Genomic DNA, 15,823 nt, shown 5'->3' with positions numbered 1-15,823 from the left:
GTTGTGGTGAAGCCAGTTGAGGTCAGAGCGTATCGCTCATGATCTTCGTCCTGACGTCCGGTTCCGTGATCCGGTCGTCCGGCAGGCAAGATGGGGGTGTGACCCTTATTGATCAGCTGCCGCCGACCGCCGACCCCGACGCCCTCTTCGAGGCCTTCTCGTCATGGGCCGAGGATCAGGGCATCACCCTCTACCCGGCCCAGGAAGAGGCGCTGATCGAGGTGGTCTCCGGGGCCAACGTGATCCTTTCCACCCCCACCGGGTCCGGAAAGAGCCTGGTCGCGGCGGGTGCGCACTTCGCCGCGCTGGCCCAGGACAAGGTCACCTTCTACAGCGCTCCGATCAAGGCGCTGGTCTCCGAGAAGTTCTTCGACCTCTGCAAACTCTTCGGCACCGAGAACGTCGGCATGCTGACCGGCGACGCCTCGGTCAACGCCGACGCACCCGTCATCTGCTGCACGGCGGAGGTCCTGGCCTCCATCGCCCTGCGCGACGGCAAGCACGCCGACATCGGCCAGGTCGTGATGGACGAGTTCCACTTCTACGCCGAGCCGGACCGCGGCTGGGCCTGGCAGATCCCGATCCTGGAGCTCCCGCAGGCCCAGTTCATCCTGATGTCCGCGACCCTCGGTGACATGTCGCGCTTCAAGGAGGATCTGACCCGCCGCACGGGCCTGCCCACCTCGATCATCCAGTCGGCGACGCGACCGGTCCCGCTCAGTTACGAGTACCGCCGCACGCCCATCACCGAGACGCTCACCGAGCTCCTGGAGACGAAGCAGGCCCCGATCTACATCGTGCACTTCACGCAGGCGAACGCCGTCGAGCGCGCGCAGTCGCTGATGAGCATCAATATGTGCTCCAAAGAGGAGAAGGAGAAGATCGCCGACCTGATCGGCAGTTTCCGATTCACCACCAAGTTCGGCCAGAACCTCTCGCGTTACGTCCGCCACGGCATCGGCGTCCACCACGCGGGCATGCTCCCCAAGTACCGCCGCCTGGTCGAGAAGCTGGCGCAGGCAGGCCTGTTGAAGGTCATCTGCGGTACGGACACACTGGGCGTCGGCGTCAACGTCCCCATCCGTACCGTCCTGTTCACCGCGCTCACCAAGTACGACGGCACCCGTGTCCGCACCCTGCGCGCCCGTGAGTTCCACCAGATCGCGGGCCGCGCGGGCCGGGCCGGCTTCGACACGGCGGGCTTCGTCGCCGCCCAGGCGCCCGAGCACGAAGTGGAGAACGTGAAGGCGCTCGCGAAGGCGGGGGACGACCCGAAGAAGCGCCGCAAGGTGGTCCGCAAGAAGGCCCCCGAGGGCTTCATCGCCTGGACGGACGCCACTTTCGACAAGCTGATCGCCGCCGATCCCGAGCCGCTGACCTCGCGCTTCCGGGTCACCCACACCATGCTGCTCTCGGTGATCGCCCGCCCGGGCAACGCCTTCGACGCGATGCGCCACCTCCTGGAGGACAACCACGAGCCGCGCAGGGCCCAGCTGCGCCATATCCGTCGCGCCATCGCGATCTACCGCTCCCTGCTGGACGGCGGTGTGGTGGAGCAGCTCGACACCCCCGACGCCGAGGGCCGCACCATCCGGCTCACCGTCGACCTCCAGCAGAACTTCGCGCTCAACCAGCCGCTCTCCACCTTCGCGCTGGCCTGCTTCGACCTGCTGGACGCCGAGTCCCCTTCGTACGCGCTGGACATGGTGTCCGTCGTCGAGTCGACGCTGGACGACCCGCGGCAGATCCTGGCCGCCCAGCAGAACAAGGCGCGTGGCGAGGCGGTCGGCCAGATGAAGGCGGACGGCATCGAGTACGAGGAGCGCATGGAGCTCCTGCAGGACGTCACGTACCCCAAACCCCTCGAAGAGCTCCTGGTCCACGCGTACAACGTGTACCGCACGAGCCACCCGTGGGTCGGCGACCACCCGGTCTCGCCGAAGTCCGTCATCCGCGACATGTACGAACGCGCCATGACCTTCGCGGAGTTCACCTCCCACTACGAGCTGGCCCGCACCGAAGGCATCGTGCTGCGCTATCTCGCGGGCGCGTACAAGGCGCTCGAACACACCATTCCCGACGACCTGAAGTCGGAGGACCTCCAGGACCTGACCGCCTGGCTCGGCGAGCTGGTCCGCCAGGTCGACTCCAGCCTCCTGGACGAGTGGGAGCAGCTCGCCAACCCCGAGGTGGAGACGGCCGAACAGGCCGCCGAGCGCGCCGACCAGGTCAAGCCGGTCACCGCCAACGCCCGGGCCTTCCGCGTTCTCGTACGCAACGCGATGTTCCGCCGCGTCGAACTGGCCGCGCTCGACCGCTTCTACGACCTGGGCCAGCTGGACGCCGAGTCCGGCTGGGACAAGGACGCCTGGAGCGAGGCCATGGACGCGTACTGGGACGAGCACGACGAGCTGGGCACGGGGCCCGACGCCCGCGGCCCCAAGTTGCTGATCATCGAGGAGGACGCCGCCCACGGTCTGTGGCGTGTCCGCCAGATCTTCGCCGACCCCAGCGACGACCATGACTGGGGCATCAGCGCGGAGGTGGATCTCGCGGCCTCCGACGAAGAGGCCCGTGCGGTCGTCCGTGTCACCGCAGTCGGCCAGCTCTGAGACCTCAGGAGATTCACAGATGACGAACCCCGCCGAGCGACTCGTCGACCTGCTCGACCTGGAGCGGATCGAGGTCAACATCTTCCGCGGCCGCTCACCCCAGGAGTCCCTCCAGAGGGTCTTCGGCGGCCAGGTCGCGGGCCAGGCGCTGGTCGCGGCCGGGCGTACGACCGACGGCGACCGCCCGGTCCACTCCCTGCACGCGTACTTCCTGCGCCCCGGCCGCCCGGGCGTCCCGATCGTCTACCAGGTCGAGCGGATGCGGGACGGCCGCTCCTTCACCACCCGTCGGGTCACCGCGGTCCAGCAAGGCCGCACGATCTTCAACCTCACGGCCTCTTTCCACAAGCCGGAGGAGGGCACCTTCGAGCACCAGCTGCCGCCGGCCCGCGAGGTCCCCGACCCCGAGTCGCTGCCGACGGTCACCGAGGAGATCCGCGAGCACCTGGGCGAACTCCCCGACGCCCTGGAACGGATGGCCCGCCGCCAGCCCTTCGACATCCGTTACGTCGACCGGCTGCGCTGGACACCCGACGAGATCAAGGGAGCCGAACCGCGCAGCACGGTCTGGATGCGCGCGGTCGGCGATCTCGGCGACGACCCCCTGGTGCACACCTGCGCGCTCACGTACGCCAGCGACATGACGCTGCTGGACGCGGTCCGCATCCCCGTCGAACCGCTGTGGGGCCCGCGCGGGTTCGACATGGCGTCGCTGGACCACGCGATGTGGTTCCACCGCCCGTTCCGTACGGACGAATGGTTCCTGTACGACCAGGAGTCCCCGATCGCGACGGGCGGACGCGGCCTTGCGCGCGGCCGGATCTACGACCGGGCGGGGAACCTCCTGGTCTCGGTGGTCCAGGAAGGGCTATTTCGTCCGTACAACACAGGTAACAAATCGACACCCTGAACGGGTATCCCGATCCGGTCCGGCCCATACACCCGAATCCGCTCACACCCAGTCGGCTGCAGCAGACTTGCTGCACAGGTCGTGAAAGCCGACAGTCCGGAGCTCGCCAAAGGGCCCTCCCTCGTATGGGCACCGGGTGGAGCCCCGTCGTCGCGCGAACACCGCAGCCGCCCAGGGCCGAGGTGTCAGTGGCTCATGCAAGGGTGCTCCCATGGAACCTTTGGCAGTGGTTGAGGCATTGTGGGATCGGATCCAGGCGCGCGATTGGTCAGGTGTCGCTGACTTGGTCGCAGAGGACGTCGTGGTGGAGTGGCCGGTCAGCGCGGAGCGCATCGTTGGCAACAAGAACTTCGTCGCGGTGAACAGCGAATATCCGGGGGGCTGGTCGATTCGGGTGCTGCGGATCGTAGCTGACGGCAGCGAGGTTGTTTCCGAAGTCGAGGTGCCGCATGACGAGTTCGGCGTGTTCCGTGTGGCCTCGTTCTGGACCGTCCAGCAGGGACGGATCGTGCGTGGCCGGGAGTACTGGACGAGTGTGGGGGCTGATCCGCGCCCGGAGTGGCGGGCGGCTCTGGCTGAGCCCATGTGAGGCGGTTGCCGCTCTCAGCGACGCTCCGGCTGATGTGGCCGTGCCGTAGCAAGGGCCGTGCGGGTTAAGTGAGTTGTGAAGCCGACCTGGGCCCGCGCGGCCTGCTCTCAGCCTGCCCTGTCCGGTGTCTCCCGCTCACACCTCGGCGAGTTGTTCGCCGAACTCGCCGCCCCGTGGGAGGCCACGCGGCAGTCCGGACTTCGCGAAGCCCGAGGTGGGGAACGCCGCAGGGCGGCCGACGCCGGGCGCAAGCCGAGGTCTGCACGGACCGACCCCTCCGATGCGTTACGGCGGGTCTCTGGAACAGTACGTACCCATAGACCCGCAATCCGCACGACAGGAGCTATCGATGAGCCTCTACGACATCCCCCTGCGCACCCTGACCGGCGAGCCCACCTCCCTGGCCGACTACAGCGGCAAAGCGGTCCTGCTGGTGAACGTCGCGTCCAAGTGCGGCCTCACACCGCAGTACGCCGGCCTGGAGCGCCTGCAGCAGACGTACGGCGAGAAGGGCTTCACGGTCCTCGGCGTACCGTGCAACCAGTTCGCGGGCCAGGAGCCGGGCAACGCGGAGGAGATCCAGACCTTCTGCTCGGCCACGTACGGCGTAACGTTCCCGCTGCTGGAGAAGGTCGAGGTCAACGGGGAGCACCGGCACCCGCTGTACACGGAGCTGACCCAGGTCGCCGACGCGGAGGGCGAGGCCGGCGACATCCAGTGGAACTTCGAGAAGTTCCTGACAAATTCACGCGGCGAAGTGGTAGGCCGTTTCCGTCCCCGCACCGAGCCGGACGCCCCCGAGCTCATCGCGGCTATTGAGGCCCAGCTGCCCGCCTGAAGCGGAATCGCCATCGGATAACCATGCACAGAATGAAGCGCCCGCCCTGAAAGGGGACCGGGCGCTTCTTTGCGCTCCGGTGCACTCGGTCCCCGGGCCCCGTGCTTGACGACCGCCGAGACGACACACGGCCCGGTTCCCGGTTCCTCTCCGAGATCCGGCGCACCTGCAAAGCCACCTGCGTAGATCCACTGGGCACGCTTACACCGAGCGACACGGCCTCACCCAGAGCGGCAAGGAGGGCGAGGCCATGGATGCCTTCGGGAGTCTCGTCTTCCTGCGCCCGCCGTGCGGCGGCATCGGGTGGACCGCCGACGCTGAATTCGTGAAGCCTGCCGGCTCACTGGCCGCACTCCGTCATACGCAGAGAAAAGCGCCCGCTCCCTGGCCGGGAGCGGGCGCTTTCGCGCTCCGGCTGTGGGCTCAGCTCTGGGGGCGGCTGCCGTGGTTCGCGTTGTGCTTACGGCGGGCCTTCTTCTTGCGGCGTCGTTTGGAGGCCATGCCTCCTCCTTCCTGAGGGTGCGTTTCTCACCGGAATCTATGATTCCACTCCCTCGCGCCCCGCACGACTCGGCGCTTCGCCCCTAGGAGTCGATGCCGGTGATGACCGCGTCCCCGAGCGGGGCTTCTGCTTCGGTGAAGCCCGCCACCTGCAGGGCGTCGGCCGCGATGCGGCGGGCCTCGTCCTCGGCGCCCGTCGTGTCGTCGGCCTCCACCTCCAGGCGGAGGCTGAACGCTTTGGTGCCGCTGTAGAGCGTGAGGAGAGCGAGATCCTCCGCCTCACCGAACGTGGTCGTCTGCGGATCGGCCGGACTCAGCCTGCTCAGGAGCGTCTGGTGCGCGGCCGGGGTGAGGTCGGCGAGGAATGTGCCGGGGATCGTCACGACGAAGATGGTCATGGTGGAAAAGGTTGCCCCGTCGTGGCCCGACGATGCGTGCGTGAAGGCGGTACGGCGCGTCGGGGACAGTCGAGGGCCCCGCAGGTCCGGCCTGCGGGGCCCTCTTCGTGCGGCGCGTGCTATTCCGGCTTCTTGTCGCCCGTCAGCGAGTCCTTGGCGCCCGCGAGGGTGTCCTTCGCGCTCTCGACCATGTCCTTGGCCTTGCCCTTGGCCTGGTCGGTCTTGCCCTCGCCGGTCATGCGGTCATTGCCTGTCGCCTTGCCGACCGCTTCCTTCGCCTTGCCCTTGAGCTTGTCGAAGGTGCCGTTGTCGTCGCCCATCACTGCCGCCTTTCGTCTACGGTCCCCCGCCCCCACCGTGCCGCAGGTGACGGAGGTCCGCATGCGGAGACGCCGCCGGGACGTCAGCGGATCGGCATGCCCGACAGAGTGCGGGCGATCACCAGGCGCTGGATCTCGCTCGTACCCTCGAAGATCGTGTAGATCGCCGCGTCGCGGTGCATCCGCTCCACCGGGTACTCGCGGGTGTAGCCGTTGCCGCCGAGGATCTGGATGGCCTGGGCCGTGACCTTCTTCGCCGTCTCGCTGGCGTACAGCTTCGACATCGAGCCCTCGGCCGAAGTGAACGGCTTGCCCGCGGACGCCATCCAGGAGGCGCGCCACACCAGAAGGCGGGCCGCGTCGATCTGGGTGCGCATGTCGGCCAGTTGGAAGGCGATGCCCTGGTTGTCGATGATCGGGCGGCCGAACTGGGTGCGGGTCTTCGCGTAGTCGAGTGCGACCTCGTACGCGGCCCGGGCGGTGCCCACCGCCATGGCGCCGACAGCCGGGCGGGACGCCTCGAAGGTGGCCATCGCGGCGTTCTTCACGCGCTCGCCGCCGCCCGCCTTCACGCGCTCACGGGCGCGGGCCAGGCGGTCGTCCAGCTTGTCCTTGCCGCCGAGCAGGCAGTGTCCGGGGATGCGCACGTCCTCCAGTACGACCTCGGCGGTGTGCGAGGCGCGGATGCCGTGCTTCTTGAACTTCTGGCCCTGGGAGAGGCCGGGGGTGTTCGGCGGGACGATGAAGGAGGCATGACCCTTGGAGCCGAGCTCCGGGTCGACCGCCGCGACCACGACGTGCACGTTGGCTATGCCGCCGTTGGTCGCCCAGGTCTTGGTGCCGTTGAGGACCCACTCGTCCTTGGCCTCGTCGTAGACCGCACGGGTGCGCATCGCGGCGACGTCCGAGCCCGCGTCCGGCTCCGAGGAGCAGAAGGCGGCGACCTTGACGTCGGCGGCGTCCCCGTACATCTGGGGAATCCAGGTGCCGATCTGCTCCTCGGTGCCGTTCGCGAGGACGCCGACCGCGGCCAGACCCGTACCGACGATGGAGAGGGCGATGCCCGCGTCGCCCCAGAAGAGCTCCTCCATGGCCATGGGGATGCCGAGACCCGTGGGGTCGAAGAACTGCTGCGCGTAGAAGTCGAGCGAGTAGATGCCGACCTTGGCGGCTTCCTGGATCACCGGCCAGGGAGTCTCCTCACGCTCGTCCCACTCGGCGGCGGCCGGGCGGATGACATCCGCGGCAAAGCCGTGGATCCAGTCGCGCACCTGCTTCTGGTCGTCGTTGAGTTCGAGCGTGAACTCGGCCATGTCCCCTCCAGTACTGCGGTCGTTCAAGGAGTTACTTGCGGTAACCGCAGTCTGTTACCGGTAAGTAGGCGCTGTCAACCTGTTACGTTTCGGCAGGGGATCGGAATCGTACGGACGGGCGGGGAGAAGCACCATGGAGACCACACAGGCCACCCAGCAGCGGTCGGCCGCAAACCGGCGACGCCAGCTGCTCGAGGCTGCCGACCGGGTGGTGCTCCGGGACGGCCCGCATGCTTCCATGAACGCCATCGCCGCCGAGGCCGGCATCACCAAGCCGATCCTCTACCGCCACTTCGGCGACAAGGGCGGCCTCTACCGCGCCCTGGCCAAGCGGCACACCGACGCCCTGCTCGACGCGCTGCGCGCGGCGCTCGACGCCCCGGCCGAGCGGCGCGAGCGGGTCGAGGCCACGCTCGACACCTATCTCGCCGCGATCGAGGCCCGGCCGCAGGTCTATCGCTTCCTGATGCATCCCGCCGAGGACACCGTGATGCCGGAGAACGGCTTCGACGTCGGTCTCCACTCGGCTCCGCTGCTGCGCCGGCTCGGCGAGGAGCTCGCCAAAGTGATCGCCGAGCGCGTCGACCTCGGACCCGGCAGCGAGCAGCTGGCGCGGGTGTGGGGACACGGCATCGTCGGGATGATGCATGCCGCCGGTGACTGGTGGCTCGGCGAACGGCCCTGCTCGCGCGCCGAGTTGGTGCGCTCGCTGGCCGATCTGCTGTGGGGCAGGCTGGCCGCCGCGGGCAACCGGGCCGGCGGCCCCGGCTTCTAGCGGTCCCGGCTTCTCACGTTCGAGGCCCGGTGGTCAGGCCCTCAGGCGTTCGCACCCCAGGGCGTCTTGCGGGCCGCGCGCATCACCTTGCTCTTGCGCCAGCCGCCGAGGCGGTCCGTGTAGACGAGTCCGTCCAGATGGTCGCACTCGTGCTGCAGACAGCGGGCGAAGAAGCCCGTCCCGCCGACCCGCACCGGATCGCCGTCCACCGTGAAGCCCTCGACGACCGCGTGGTCGAAGCGGGAGGTGGCGGCCTCCAGACCCGGCAGCGAGAGACAGCCCTCCGGGCCCCGTACGGTGATGCCATCCGCCTCGACCAGGCGCGGGTTGACCACATGCCCCAGGTGGCGGACGTCCTCGTCGTCCGGGCAGTCGTACACGAAGACCCGCTGCGCCACCCCGATCTGATTGGCGGCGAGCCCGACGCCCTGGGCCGCGTACATCGTCGCGAACATGTTCTCGACGAGCCGGGCGAGCTGGGGACCGAACGCGGTCACGGGTTCGCAGGGCGAGTGCAGCACCGGGTCGCCGAGCAGGGACATCTCCTGCGCGGCTCCCGAACTGCCGGGGATCGGACGGTTTCGCATGGCGGCAAGATTACGTTCTGTACGGGACGAGCCCGCCGCCGGTGGAGCCGAGGTCGGGCCCCGGTGCGGATCTCGATAGGCTGAGGCCCGCGCCGATGCAAGGAGGACCAGGGACGATGTCAGGCAACACGGAGCCGCTGTCGCCGCGGGCCAAGCTGGCCGTGACCGCAGGCAAGGCCGCGGCAGCGGTATCGCGCGCCGCGGGGCGCGGCAGCGGATCGGTGATCGGCGGCAAGGTCGCGCTGAGACTCGACCCGGATCTGCTGGGCCGCCTCGCCCAGCATCTGGACGTGATCCTCGTCTCCGCGACCAACGGCAAGACGACGACGACCCGGCTCATCGCCGAGGCGCTGCAGGCCAGTGGCCCTGTGGTGTCGAACGCCCTGGGCGCGAACATGCCCGCGGGCATCACCTCCGCGCTCGCCGGTGGTTCGGACGCCAGGTACGGCGTGATCGAGGTCGACGAGAAGTACCTCTCCGGGGTCGCACGCGATGTGACGCCCAAGGCGATCGCACTGCTCAACCTCTCCCGCGACCAGCTGGACCGGGCCGCCGAGACGCGGATGCTGGCCGAGAAGTGGCGCGAGGGCCTCGCGGGTACGCAGGCGGTGGTCATCGCCAACGCGGACGACCCGCTGATCGTCTGGGCCGCCTCGTCGTCCCCCACCGTGGTGTGGGTCGCGGCCGGCCAGGAGTGGAAGGACGACGCCTGGTCGTGCCCGTCCTGCGGCGGTGTGCTGCAGCGGCCGAGCGACGACTGGTTCTGCGGCGAGTGCGGTTTCCGCCGCCCCGCGCCCAGCTGGGCGCTCTCCGGCGACCATGTCCTGGACCCGCACGGCTCGGCGTGGCCGATCCATCTGCAGCTCCCGGGCCGCGCCAACAAGGCCAACGCAGCCGTCACCGCTGCTGTCGCCGCCACCTTCGGTGTGCCGCCGCAGGTGGCGCTGGAGCGGATGTACGCCGTACAGGCCGTGGCCGGACGCTATGACGTGGTCCAGTTCCAGGGCCGCGATCTGCGCCTGCTCCTCGCGAAGAACCCGGCCGGCTGGCTGGAGACCTTCTCGCTGATCGACCCGCCGCCCACCCCGGTGATCCTCGCCGTCAACGCCCGCGGCGCCGACGGCACGGACACCTCCTGGCTCTGGGACGTCGACTACACGCGTCTCGCCGGCCACCCGATCTCCCTGATCGGCGACCGCAGGCTGGACCTCGCGGTACGCCTCGAGGTCGCGGGCCTGGACTTCCGGGTCTGCGAGAGCGTGGACGAGGCGGTACGGGCCTCCGCGCCGGGACGGATCGAACTGATCGCCAACTACACCGCGTTCCAGGACGTGCGCCGCCGAGTCGGCAACTGACGCGTTGAGGAGAGCAAGCATGAGCGACAACAGCCTGCGCCTGGTGTGGGTCTACCCCGACCTGCTGTCCACCTACGGCGACCAGGGCAACGCCCTCGTCGTGGAGCGCCGCGCCCATCAGCGCCGCCTGGACGTCACGCGTATCGACGTACGCAGCGACCAGCCGGTGCCCACTTCGGGCGACATCTATCTGATCGGCGGCGGCGAGGACCGGCCGCAGCGACTGGCCGCAGAGCGGCTGCGCCGCGACGGCGGGCTCAGCCGGGCCGCCGCCAACGGCGCGATCATCTTCTCGGTCTGCGCCGGGTACCAGATCCTCGGCCACGAGTTCATCAACGACCTCGGTGAGCGTGAGCCCGGCCTCGGACTGCTCGATGTGGTCTCGACCCGCGGCGAAGGCGAACGGTGTGTCGGCGACGTGCTCGGGGACATCGACGACCGGCTCGGGCTGCCGCAGCTGACCGGTTTCGAGAACCACCAGGGCATCACCCACCTCGGCCCCTCCGCACGCCCCTTCGCACGAGTACGCCTCGGCAAGGGCAACGGTACGGGCGACGGCACCGAGGGCGCGTACAACGACACCGTCTTCGGTACGTACATGCACGGCCCGGTTCTCGCCCGCAATCCGCAGATCGCGGACCTGCTGCTGAAGCTGGCCCTCGATGTGAACGCGCTTCCGCCGACGGACGACCGCTGGTACGAAGCGCTGCGCGCCGAACGCATCGCATCTGCAACGCAGCCCGCATGACGCACAGTTCGCTCAGCTGAGCGAAGTCCAGCAGGCGGACGCCCGGTTCGGTCCCGCCACCTTGCGCCGGTAGGGTGGCGGGGATCCAACCGGACGACGTGGTCCGGTCATCGGCCCACGTTGCAAAGGTTTTCCGGGCAATGCGAATTGGTGTACTCACCTCAGGCGGCGACTGCCCCGGCCTCAACGCCGTGATCCGGTCGGTCGTCCACCGTGCCGTCGTCGACCACGGCGACGAGGTCATCGGCTTCCACGACGGGTGGAAGGGCCTGCTTGAGTGCGACTACCGCAAGCTCGACCTCGATGCGGTGGGCGGAATCCTGGCCCGCGGCGGCACGATCCTCGGCTCCTCCCGTGTACAGCCCGCTCACCTGCGCGGCGGCGTGGAGACGGCCAGGGGGCACGTCGCCGACCTGGGCCTCGACGCGATCATCCCGATCGGCGGCGAAGGCACGCTGAAGGCCGCCAACCTCCTCTCCGAGGCGGGGCTGCCGATCGTCGGCGTACCGAAGACCATCGACAACGACATAGCGTCCACCGACGTGACCTTCGGCTTCGACACCGCCGTCGGGGTCGCGACGGAGGCCCTCGACCGGCTGAAGACCACGGCCGAATCGCACCAGCGCGTGCTGATCGTCGAGGTCATGGGCCGGCACACCGGCTGGATCGCACTGCACTCGGGCATGGCGGCTGGCGCGCACGCCATCGTCGTACCCGAGCGGCCCTTCGACATCGAGGAGCTGACCGCGCTGGTCGGCAAGCGCTTCTCGGCCGGCAAGAAGTTTGCGATCGTGGTCGTTGCCGAGGGCGCGAAGCCGCGTGAGGGCGGTTCGATGAGCGTGGACGTCGGCGTCAAGGACATGTACGGGCACGAGCGCTTCACCGGTGTCGCCAACCGGCTCTCCGTCGAGCTGGAGGAGCGCCTGGGCAAGGAGGCCCGCCCGGTGATCCTCGGCCACGTCCAGCGCGGCGGCACGCCCACCGCGTACGACCGTGTCCTCGCCACCCGCTTCGGCTGGCACGCGGTGGAGGCGGTGCACCGCGGCGAATTCGGGATGCTGACCGCGCTGCGCGGCACCGACATCGTGATGGTCCCGCTCGCCGAGGCCGTGGAGACCCTGAAGACGGTTCCCGCCGAGCGGTACGCCGAAGCCGAGTGCGTGCTCTAGCACTTCCGGATCCGCTTCCGGATTCGCTTCCGGATCCGCTTCCGGATTCGCTTCCGGATTCGCTTCCGGATTCGCTTCCGGATTCGTCCGATACGTAACGAACTGCCCCCGGCCGCTGCTGCGGCCGGGGGCAGTTCTACTCTGGTGCGGACCGTACGGAACGAATCAGGAGCGGACGAATGGATCACAGCGGGCACGGCATGATGATGGATCTGCCGCCGTTCACGCTGGGGCGGGGGCTCGAATTCTCCGCGGACCCCTTCTTTCTGATCGGCTCCCTGGTCGGTCTCGGCCTCTACGGCTGGGGTGTCGTGCGGCTGCGACGGCGCGGCGACAGCTGGCCGGTGCACCGGATCGCGCTCTTCACCCTCGGCGTGCTGAGCGTCGCGCTGGTGATGTGCACCAAGCTCAACGACTACGGCATGGTCATGTTCAGCGTGCACATGGTGCAGCACATGGTGATCTCCATGCTCTCCCCCATCCTGCTGCTGCTCGGCGCCCCGGTGACCCTCGCCCTGCGCGCGCTCCCGGTGGCCGGGCGGGGCAACCGCAAGGGGCCGCGCGAATGGCTGCTCGCGCTGCTGCAGAGCCGGTTCATGCGGATCGTCACGCATCCGGCGTTCACGATCCCGCTCTTCATCGCGAGTCTCTACGGGCTGTACTTCTCGCCGCTGTTCGACTTCCTGATGGGCAGCAAGACCGGCCACATCGCGATGATGGTGCACTTCCTGGCGGTCGGTCTGGTCTTCTTCTGGCCGATCATGGGCGTGGATCCCGGCCCGCACAGGCCCGGCTATGTGATGCGGATGCTGGAGCTCTTCGCGGGCATGCCGTTCCATGCCTTCTTCGGGATCGCACTGATGATGGCGACCGAGCCGATGGTCACCACGTACAAGAACCCGTCGTCCTCGCTCGCGATCGATGCCCTCGCCGACCAGAGCGCGGCCGGCGGCATCGCCTGGGCGTTCAGCGAGATCCCTTCGGTGCTGGTGCTGATCGCGCTGGTCTTCCAGTGGTACCGCTCCGAGCAGCGCATCGCACGGCGCTCCGACCGGGCCGCTGACCGGGACGGCGACAAGGAACTGCAGGCGTACAACGCCTACCTGGCGTCACTGCAGGCGCGCCAGCAGTAGCGGAGCGGGCACGCTCCGGGTGACGATGGCCCCCTCCACTCGAAGGAGGGGGCCTCTTCATGACCGGTTCCACGAAGGCGATGGGTGTGATGACCGTCGGAGCGCTGGTCACGGTGACCGGCTACACGGTGGTGCTCGGCAGCAACGGCTGGCTGTGGTTCAGCTGGGTGGTACTGGGGCTCGCGACCCTGGGGATGGTCGCGTCGCGCGGCAACTGATCAGAAGTGCCGGAAGTGTCAGAAGTGTCAGAAGTGGAAGACGGGGCCCGTCGCCGCTTGCAGCATGCAGGCGTTGGCGTAGGTCTTGTGCCAGGCGGTGGGACGGCCGTGCCAGGTCCCCGTCGCGCCGACCGTCACCGGGGCGAACTCCCTGGTGCACGGATGAGGGTCGCCGGCCAGCACGTCGAGGTCGCCGCCCGCCGCGTCGAGCGCCGCGCAGGCGGCCCCGGCGTCCGGGTGGTGGCTGGGGCCGCCCGCCGGGCACTGCAGCAGAACTCCGCGGATCCAGGTGTTCTCGTCGCCGGTGACGGTGAGGAAGAGACCCTGCGCCGGGGTCGGTTCCGCCTGGGCGGCCGGGGCCGCGGCGGCGAGGGCGACGAGGCCTGCTGCGGCGAGGGCGACAGGGATACGCATCCGGGGCTCCTGGTGATTGTGGTGCGGGTGTGGTGCCAAGGGGAGAGCCCAGGGCACCGCCCGGCATCGGCGTACAGCAAGCTGCCGCGCCGGTCTTCCCTCGTACGAGCAGGGCATGTCCCTCGGTCAGCGGGCAGGTCCGGCGGTTCAGTGCGCGCCTGCGCCGAACTCGGCGTGGCGGGCCAGCATCGCGTACTCGTCGTCCTGCTCCGGCGCGGGCGGCAGCCGACCGTGGTCCGCTGCCTCGCGGAGCTCCGCCATCAGCCTGTCGAACTCGTCGTCCGTCATCGTCCTCACCTCACCCGCGCCGTATCCGCATCCGCCGCAACGGAGGGATTTCCCGTCGCTCGGTGCACAGGTGATCCGTAGCCGCCCCGGGGTACGGATTGGTCTTCACCGGCCCTTCCCCTTCTCGGCGGCTTTCGCGACGTTCCGTACCATTCCCCCGAAAACCACGGCGTGGAAGGGCGAGACGCTCCACCAGTAGGCATGGCCGAGCAGCCCGCGCGGATGGAAGATCGCCTTCTGGGAGTACCGGGACCCGCCCTCGTCGTCCTGGTCCACGCGCATCTCCAGCCAGGCCAGACCCGGCAGCCTCATTTCCGCACGCAACCGGAGCAGCCGGCCGGGGACGATCTCCTCTACCCGCCAGAAGTCCAGCGAGTCCCCCACGCGCAGCCGGAGTGCGTCGCGCCGGCCGCGGCCGAGGCCCACCCCTCCGACCAGCCGGTCGAGCCAACCGCGCAAGGCCCAGGCGAGAGGGAAGGAATACCAGCCGTTCTTGCCGCCGATGCCTTCGACGACCCGCCAGAGGTCTTCCGGGGATGCGTGTACGACGCGTTGCCTGCGGTCGGTGTAAAGACTGCCGCCCGTCCAGTCGGGGTCGGTGGGCAGCGGATCGCTGGGCGCGCCGGGCACGGAGGCGGAGGACCAGTGCGTCACCACCTGGGCGTCCTGGACCCGCTACAGGGCCAGCGACAACGACTGGTCGAAGCCGATCGGCATGTCCGGCCCGTCGGGCACATAACGCGCGATGTCGTGTTCGTCGCCGACCACTTCATGACGCAGGGACTCGGCGAGGGGCCGGGCGATCGACCGCGGCACCGGTGTGACGAGGCCGATCCAGTGGCTGGAGAGTCTCGGGCTCAGCATGGGCACGGGAAGGATCAGCCGCTTCCGCAGGCCGGCGACCGCCGCGTACCTCTCCATCATGTCCCGGTAGGTCATGATGTCCGGCCCTGTGATGTCGAAGGTGCGGTTGACGTCCTGGGGCATGAGGGCGCTGCCGACGAGGTAGCGGAGGACGTCCCGGACGGCGATGGGCTGGATCCGGGTGCTGACCCAGCTGGGGGTCACCATGACCGGAAGACGTTCGGTGAGGTAGCGCAGCATCTCGAAGGAGGCCGAGCCGGAGCCGATGATGACGGCGGCGCGCAGCACGGTGGCAGGCACCGGGGACTTGAGGAAGATGTCACCGACCTCGGCGCGTGAACGCAGATGGGGCGAGAGGTCCTGGGTCGGGACCTCCGTCGGGGTGAGCCCGCCGAGGTAGACGATCCGCCGTACTCCGGCGGTCGCGGCGGCGTCCGCGAAGACACGGGCCGCATCGCGGTCGGTCTGCTCGAAGTCGGCGCCCGTACCGAGCGCGTGCACCAGGTAGTACGCCACATCGATGCCGTCCAGCGCGGCGGCCACGGACGCCGGGTCGGTCACATCGCCTCGGACGGTGTCGACCTGACCGGACCACTCGTGGTCGCGCAGCTTCTCGGGGGAACGCACCATGCAGCGCACCTGGTGGCCCGCCTTCAGCAAGGGGGGCACCAGCCGTCCTCCGACGTATCCGGTCGCGCCGGTCACCAGGCATCGGAGCGACGGATTCGTATCGCTGTCCATGAGGCCTCCCACCTGCTCTGTGCTGATCCGTTGGCGGCTGCCATCACCCC

17 protein-coding genes and 1 pseudogene are annotated in these 15,823 nt (G+C 69.0%); 10 read left to right on the top strand and 8 right to left on the bottom strand.

The window, feature by feature from the left end:
- The first annotated feature begins 38 nt into the window (after nucleotides 1-38).
- From J0695_RS04960 to J0695_RS04945, 4 genes are all read left to right on the top strand, one after another.
- Nucleotides 39-2,612: a DEAD/DEAH box helicase gene (locus J0695_RS04960; RefSeq protein ID WP_206960516.1), complete on the top strand. Its 2,574-nt coding sequence runs from the start codon at nucleotides 39-41 to the stop codon at nucleotides 2,610-2,612.
- A 19-nt stretch (nucleotides 2,613-2,631) separates the two neighbouring features.
- The gene (locus J0695_RS04955; RefSeq protein WP_206960514.1) at nucleotides 2,632-3,522 is read left to right on the top strand and encodes an acyl-CoA thioesterase; all 891 of its coding nucleotides are present in this window, start codon (nucleotides 2,632-2,634) and stop codon (nucleotides 3,520-3,522) included.
- Nucleotides 3,523-3,733: 211 nt separating this feature from the next.
- Nucleotides 3,734-4,111 carry a nuclear transport factor 2 family protein gene (locus J0695_RS04950; RefSeq protein WP_206960513.1) on the top strand — a complete coding sequence of 126 codons (378 nt, stop codon included), beginning with the start codon at nucleotides 3,734-3,736 and terminating at the stop codon, nucleotides 4,109-4,111.
- A 349-nt stretch (nucleotides 4,112-4,460) separates the two neighbouring features.
- Nucleotides 4,461-4,949: a glutathione peroxidase gene (locus J0695_RS04945; RefSeq protein WP_206960511.1), complete on the top strand. Its 489-nt coding sequence runs from the start codon at nucleotides 4,461-4,463 to the stop codon at nucleotides 4,947-4,949.
- A 423-nt stretch (nucleotides 4,950-5,372) separates the two neighbouring features.
- Here the strand turns inward: J0695_RS04945 and J0695_RS46345 are convergent, their stop codons facing one another.
- From J0695_RS46345 to J0695_RS04930, 4 genes are all read right to left on the bottom strand, one after another.
- Nucleotides 5,373-5,450, bottom strand: coding sequence for a 50S ribosomal protein bL37 (locus J0695_RS46345; RefSeq protein WP_465269126.1), 78 nt, complete (start codon nucleotides 5,448-5,450; stop codon nucleotides 5,373-5,375).
- Between the two features lie 83 nt (nucleotides 5,451-5,533).
- Nucleotides 5,534-5,848, bottom strand: a complete 315-nt coding sequence (locus J0695_RS04940; RefSeq protein ID WP_206960509.1) for a hypothetical protein — start codon at nucleotides 5,846-5,848, stop codon at nucleotides 5,534-5,536.
- Nucleotides 5,849-5,967: 119 nt separating this feature from the next.
- A complete protein-coding gene (locus J0695_RS04935; RefSeq protein WP_206960507.1) occupies nucleotides 5,968-6,168 on the bottom strand; it encodes a CsbD family protein in 201 nt (66 codons plus the stop codon).
- 83 nt (nucleotides 6,169-6,251) lie between these two features.
- Entirely contained in the window at nucleotides 6,252-7,481 is a 1,230-nt protein-coding gene (locus tag J0695_RS04930; protein ID WP_206960505.1) for an acyl-CoA dehydrogenase family protein, read from the bottom strand.
- Between the two features lie 133 nt (nucleotides 7,482-7,614).
- On the opposite strand from J0695_RS04930, the gene J0695_RS04925 reads away from it, so the two are divergent.
- Entirely contained in the window at nucleotides 7,615-8,256 is a 642-nt protein-coding gene (locus tag J0695_RS04925) for a TetR/AcrR family transcriptional regulator (RefSeq protein ID WP_206960503.1), read from the top strand.
- 41 nt (nucleotides 8,257-8,297) lie between these two features.
- Here J0695_RS04925 and def read toward each other — a convergent pair whose 3' ends face one another.
- Nucleotides 8,298-8,843 carry a peptide deformylase gene (gene def, locus J0695_RS04920; protein ID WP_206960501.1) on the bottom strand — a complete coding sequence of 182 codons (546 nt, stop codon included), beginning with the start codon at nucleotides 8,841-8,843 and terminating at the stop codon, nucleotides 8,298-8,300.
- A 116-nt stretch (nucleotides 8,844-8,959) separates the two neighbouring features.
- On the opposite strand from def, the gene J0695_RS04915 reads away from it, so the two are divergent.
- From J0695_RS04915 to J0695_RS04895, 5 genes are all read left to right on the top strand, one after another.
- Complete coding sequence (locus J0695_RS04915) at nucleotides 8,960-10,198, top strand: Mur ligase family protein (protein WP_206960499.1); 1,239 nt, start codon at nucleotides 8,960-8,962, stop codon at nucleotides 10,196-10,198.
- A gap of 19 nt (nucleotides 10,199-10,217) precedes the next feature.
- Complete coding sequence (locus J0695_RS04910) at nucleotides 10,218-10,946, top strand: type 1 glutamine amidotransferase (RefSeq protein ID WP_206960497.1); 729 nt, start codon at nucleotides 10,218-10,220, stop codon at nucleotides 10,944-10,946.
- Nucleotides 10,947-11,086: 140 nt separating this feature from the next.
- Nucleotides 11,087-12,115 (top strand): 6-phosphofructokinase, encoded by a 1,029-nt coding sequence (locus J0695_RS04905; protein ID WP_206960495.1) that lies wholly within the window; start codon nucleotides 11,087-11,089, stop codon nucleotides 12,113-12,115.
- 179 nt (nucleotides 12,116-12,294) lie between these two features.
- Nucleotides 12,295-13,248, top strand: a complete 954-nt coding sequence (locus tag J0695_RS04900; RefSeq protein ID WP_206960494.1) for a cytochrome c oxidase assembly protein — start codon at nucleotides 12,295-12,297, stop codon at nucleotides 13,246-13,248.
- Nucleotides 13,249-13,307: 59 nt separating this feature from the next.
- Complete coding sequence (locus J0695_RS04895) at nucleotides 13,308-13,466, top strand: hypothetical protein (protein ID WP_206960493.1); 159 nt, start codon at nucleotides 13,308-13,310, stop codon at nucleotides 13,464-13,466.
- A gap of 27 nt (nucleotides 13,467-13,493) precedes the next feature.
- Here the strand turns inward: J0695_RS04895 and J0695_RS04890 are convergent, their stop codons facing one another.
- From J0695_RS04890 to J0695_RS04880, 3 genes and pseudogenes are all read right to left on the bottom strand, one after another.
- Complete coding sequence (locus J0695_RS04890) at nucleotides 13,494-13,880, bottom strand: SSI family serine proteinase inhibitor (protein ID WP_206960492.1); 387 nt, start codon at nucleotides 13,878-13,880, stop codon at nucleotides 13,494-13,496.
- Between the two features lie 147 nt (nucleotides 13,881-14,027).
- On the bottom strand, nucleotides 14,028-14,168 hold the full coding sequence (locus tag J0695_RS04885; protein ID WP_206960491.1) for a hypothetical protein: 141 nt from the start codon (nucleotides 14,166-14,168) through the stop codon (nucleotides 14,028-14,030).
- Nucleotides 14,169-14,273: 105 nt separating this feature from the next.
- A pseudogene (locus J0695_RS04880) lies at nucleotides 14,274-15,773 on the bottom strand (SDR family oxidoreductase).
- Between the last annotated feature and the right edge of the window lie 50 nt (nucleotides 15,774-15,823).

The sequence above is a fragment of the Streptomyces beijiangensis genome (genome assembly GCF_017315755.1).
GTDB classification, from domain to species: domain Bacteria; phylum Actinomycetota; class Actinomycetes; order Streptomycetales; family Streptomycetaceae; genus Streptomyces; species Streptomyces beijiangensis.
Note: the sequence above shows the minus strand (reverse complement) of the source record. Positions and strands in the feature narration are given on the sequence as shown.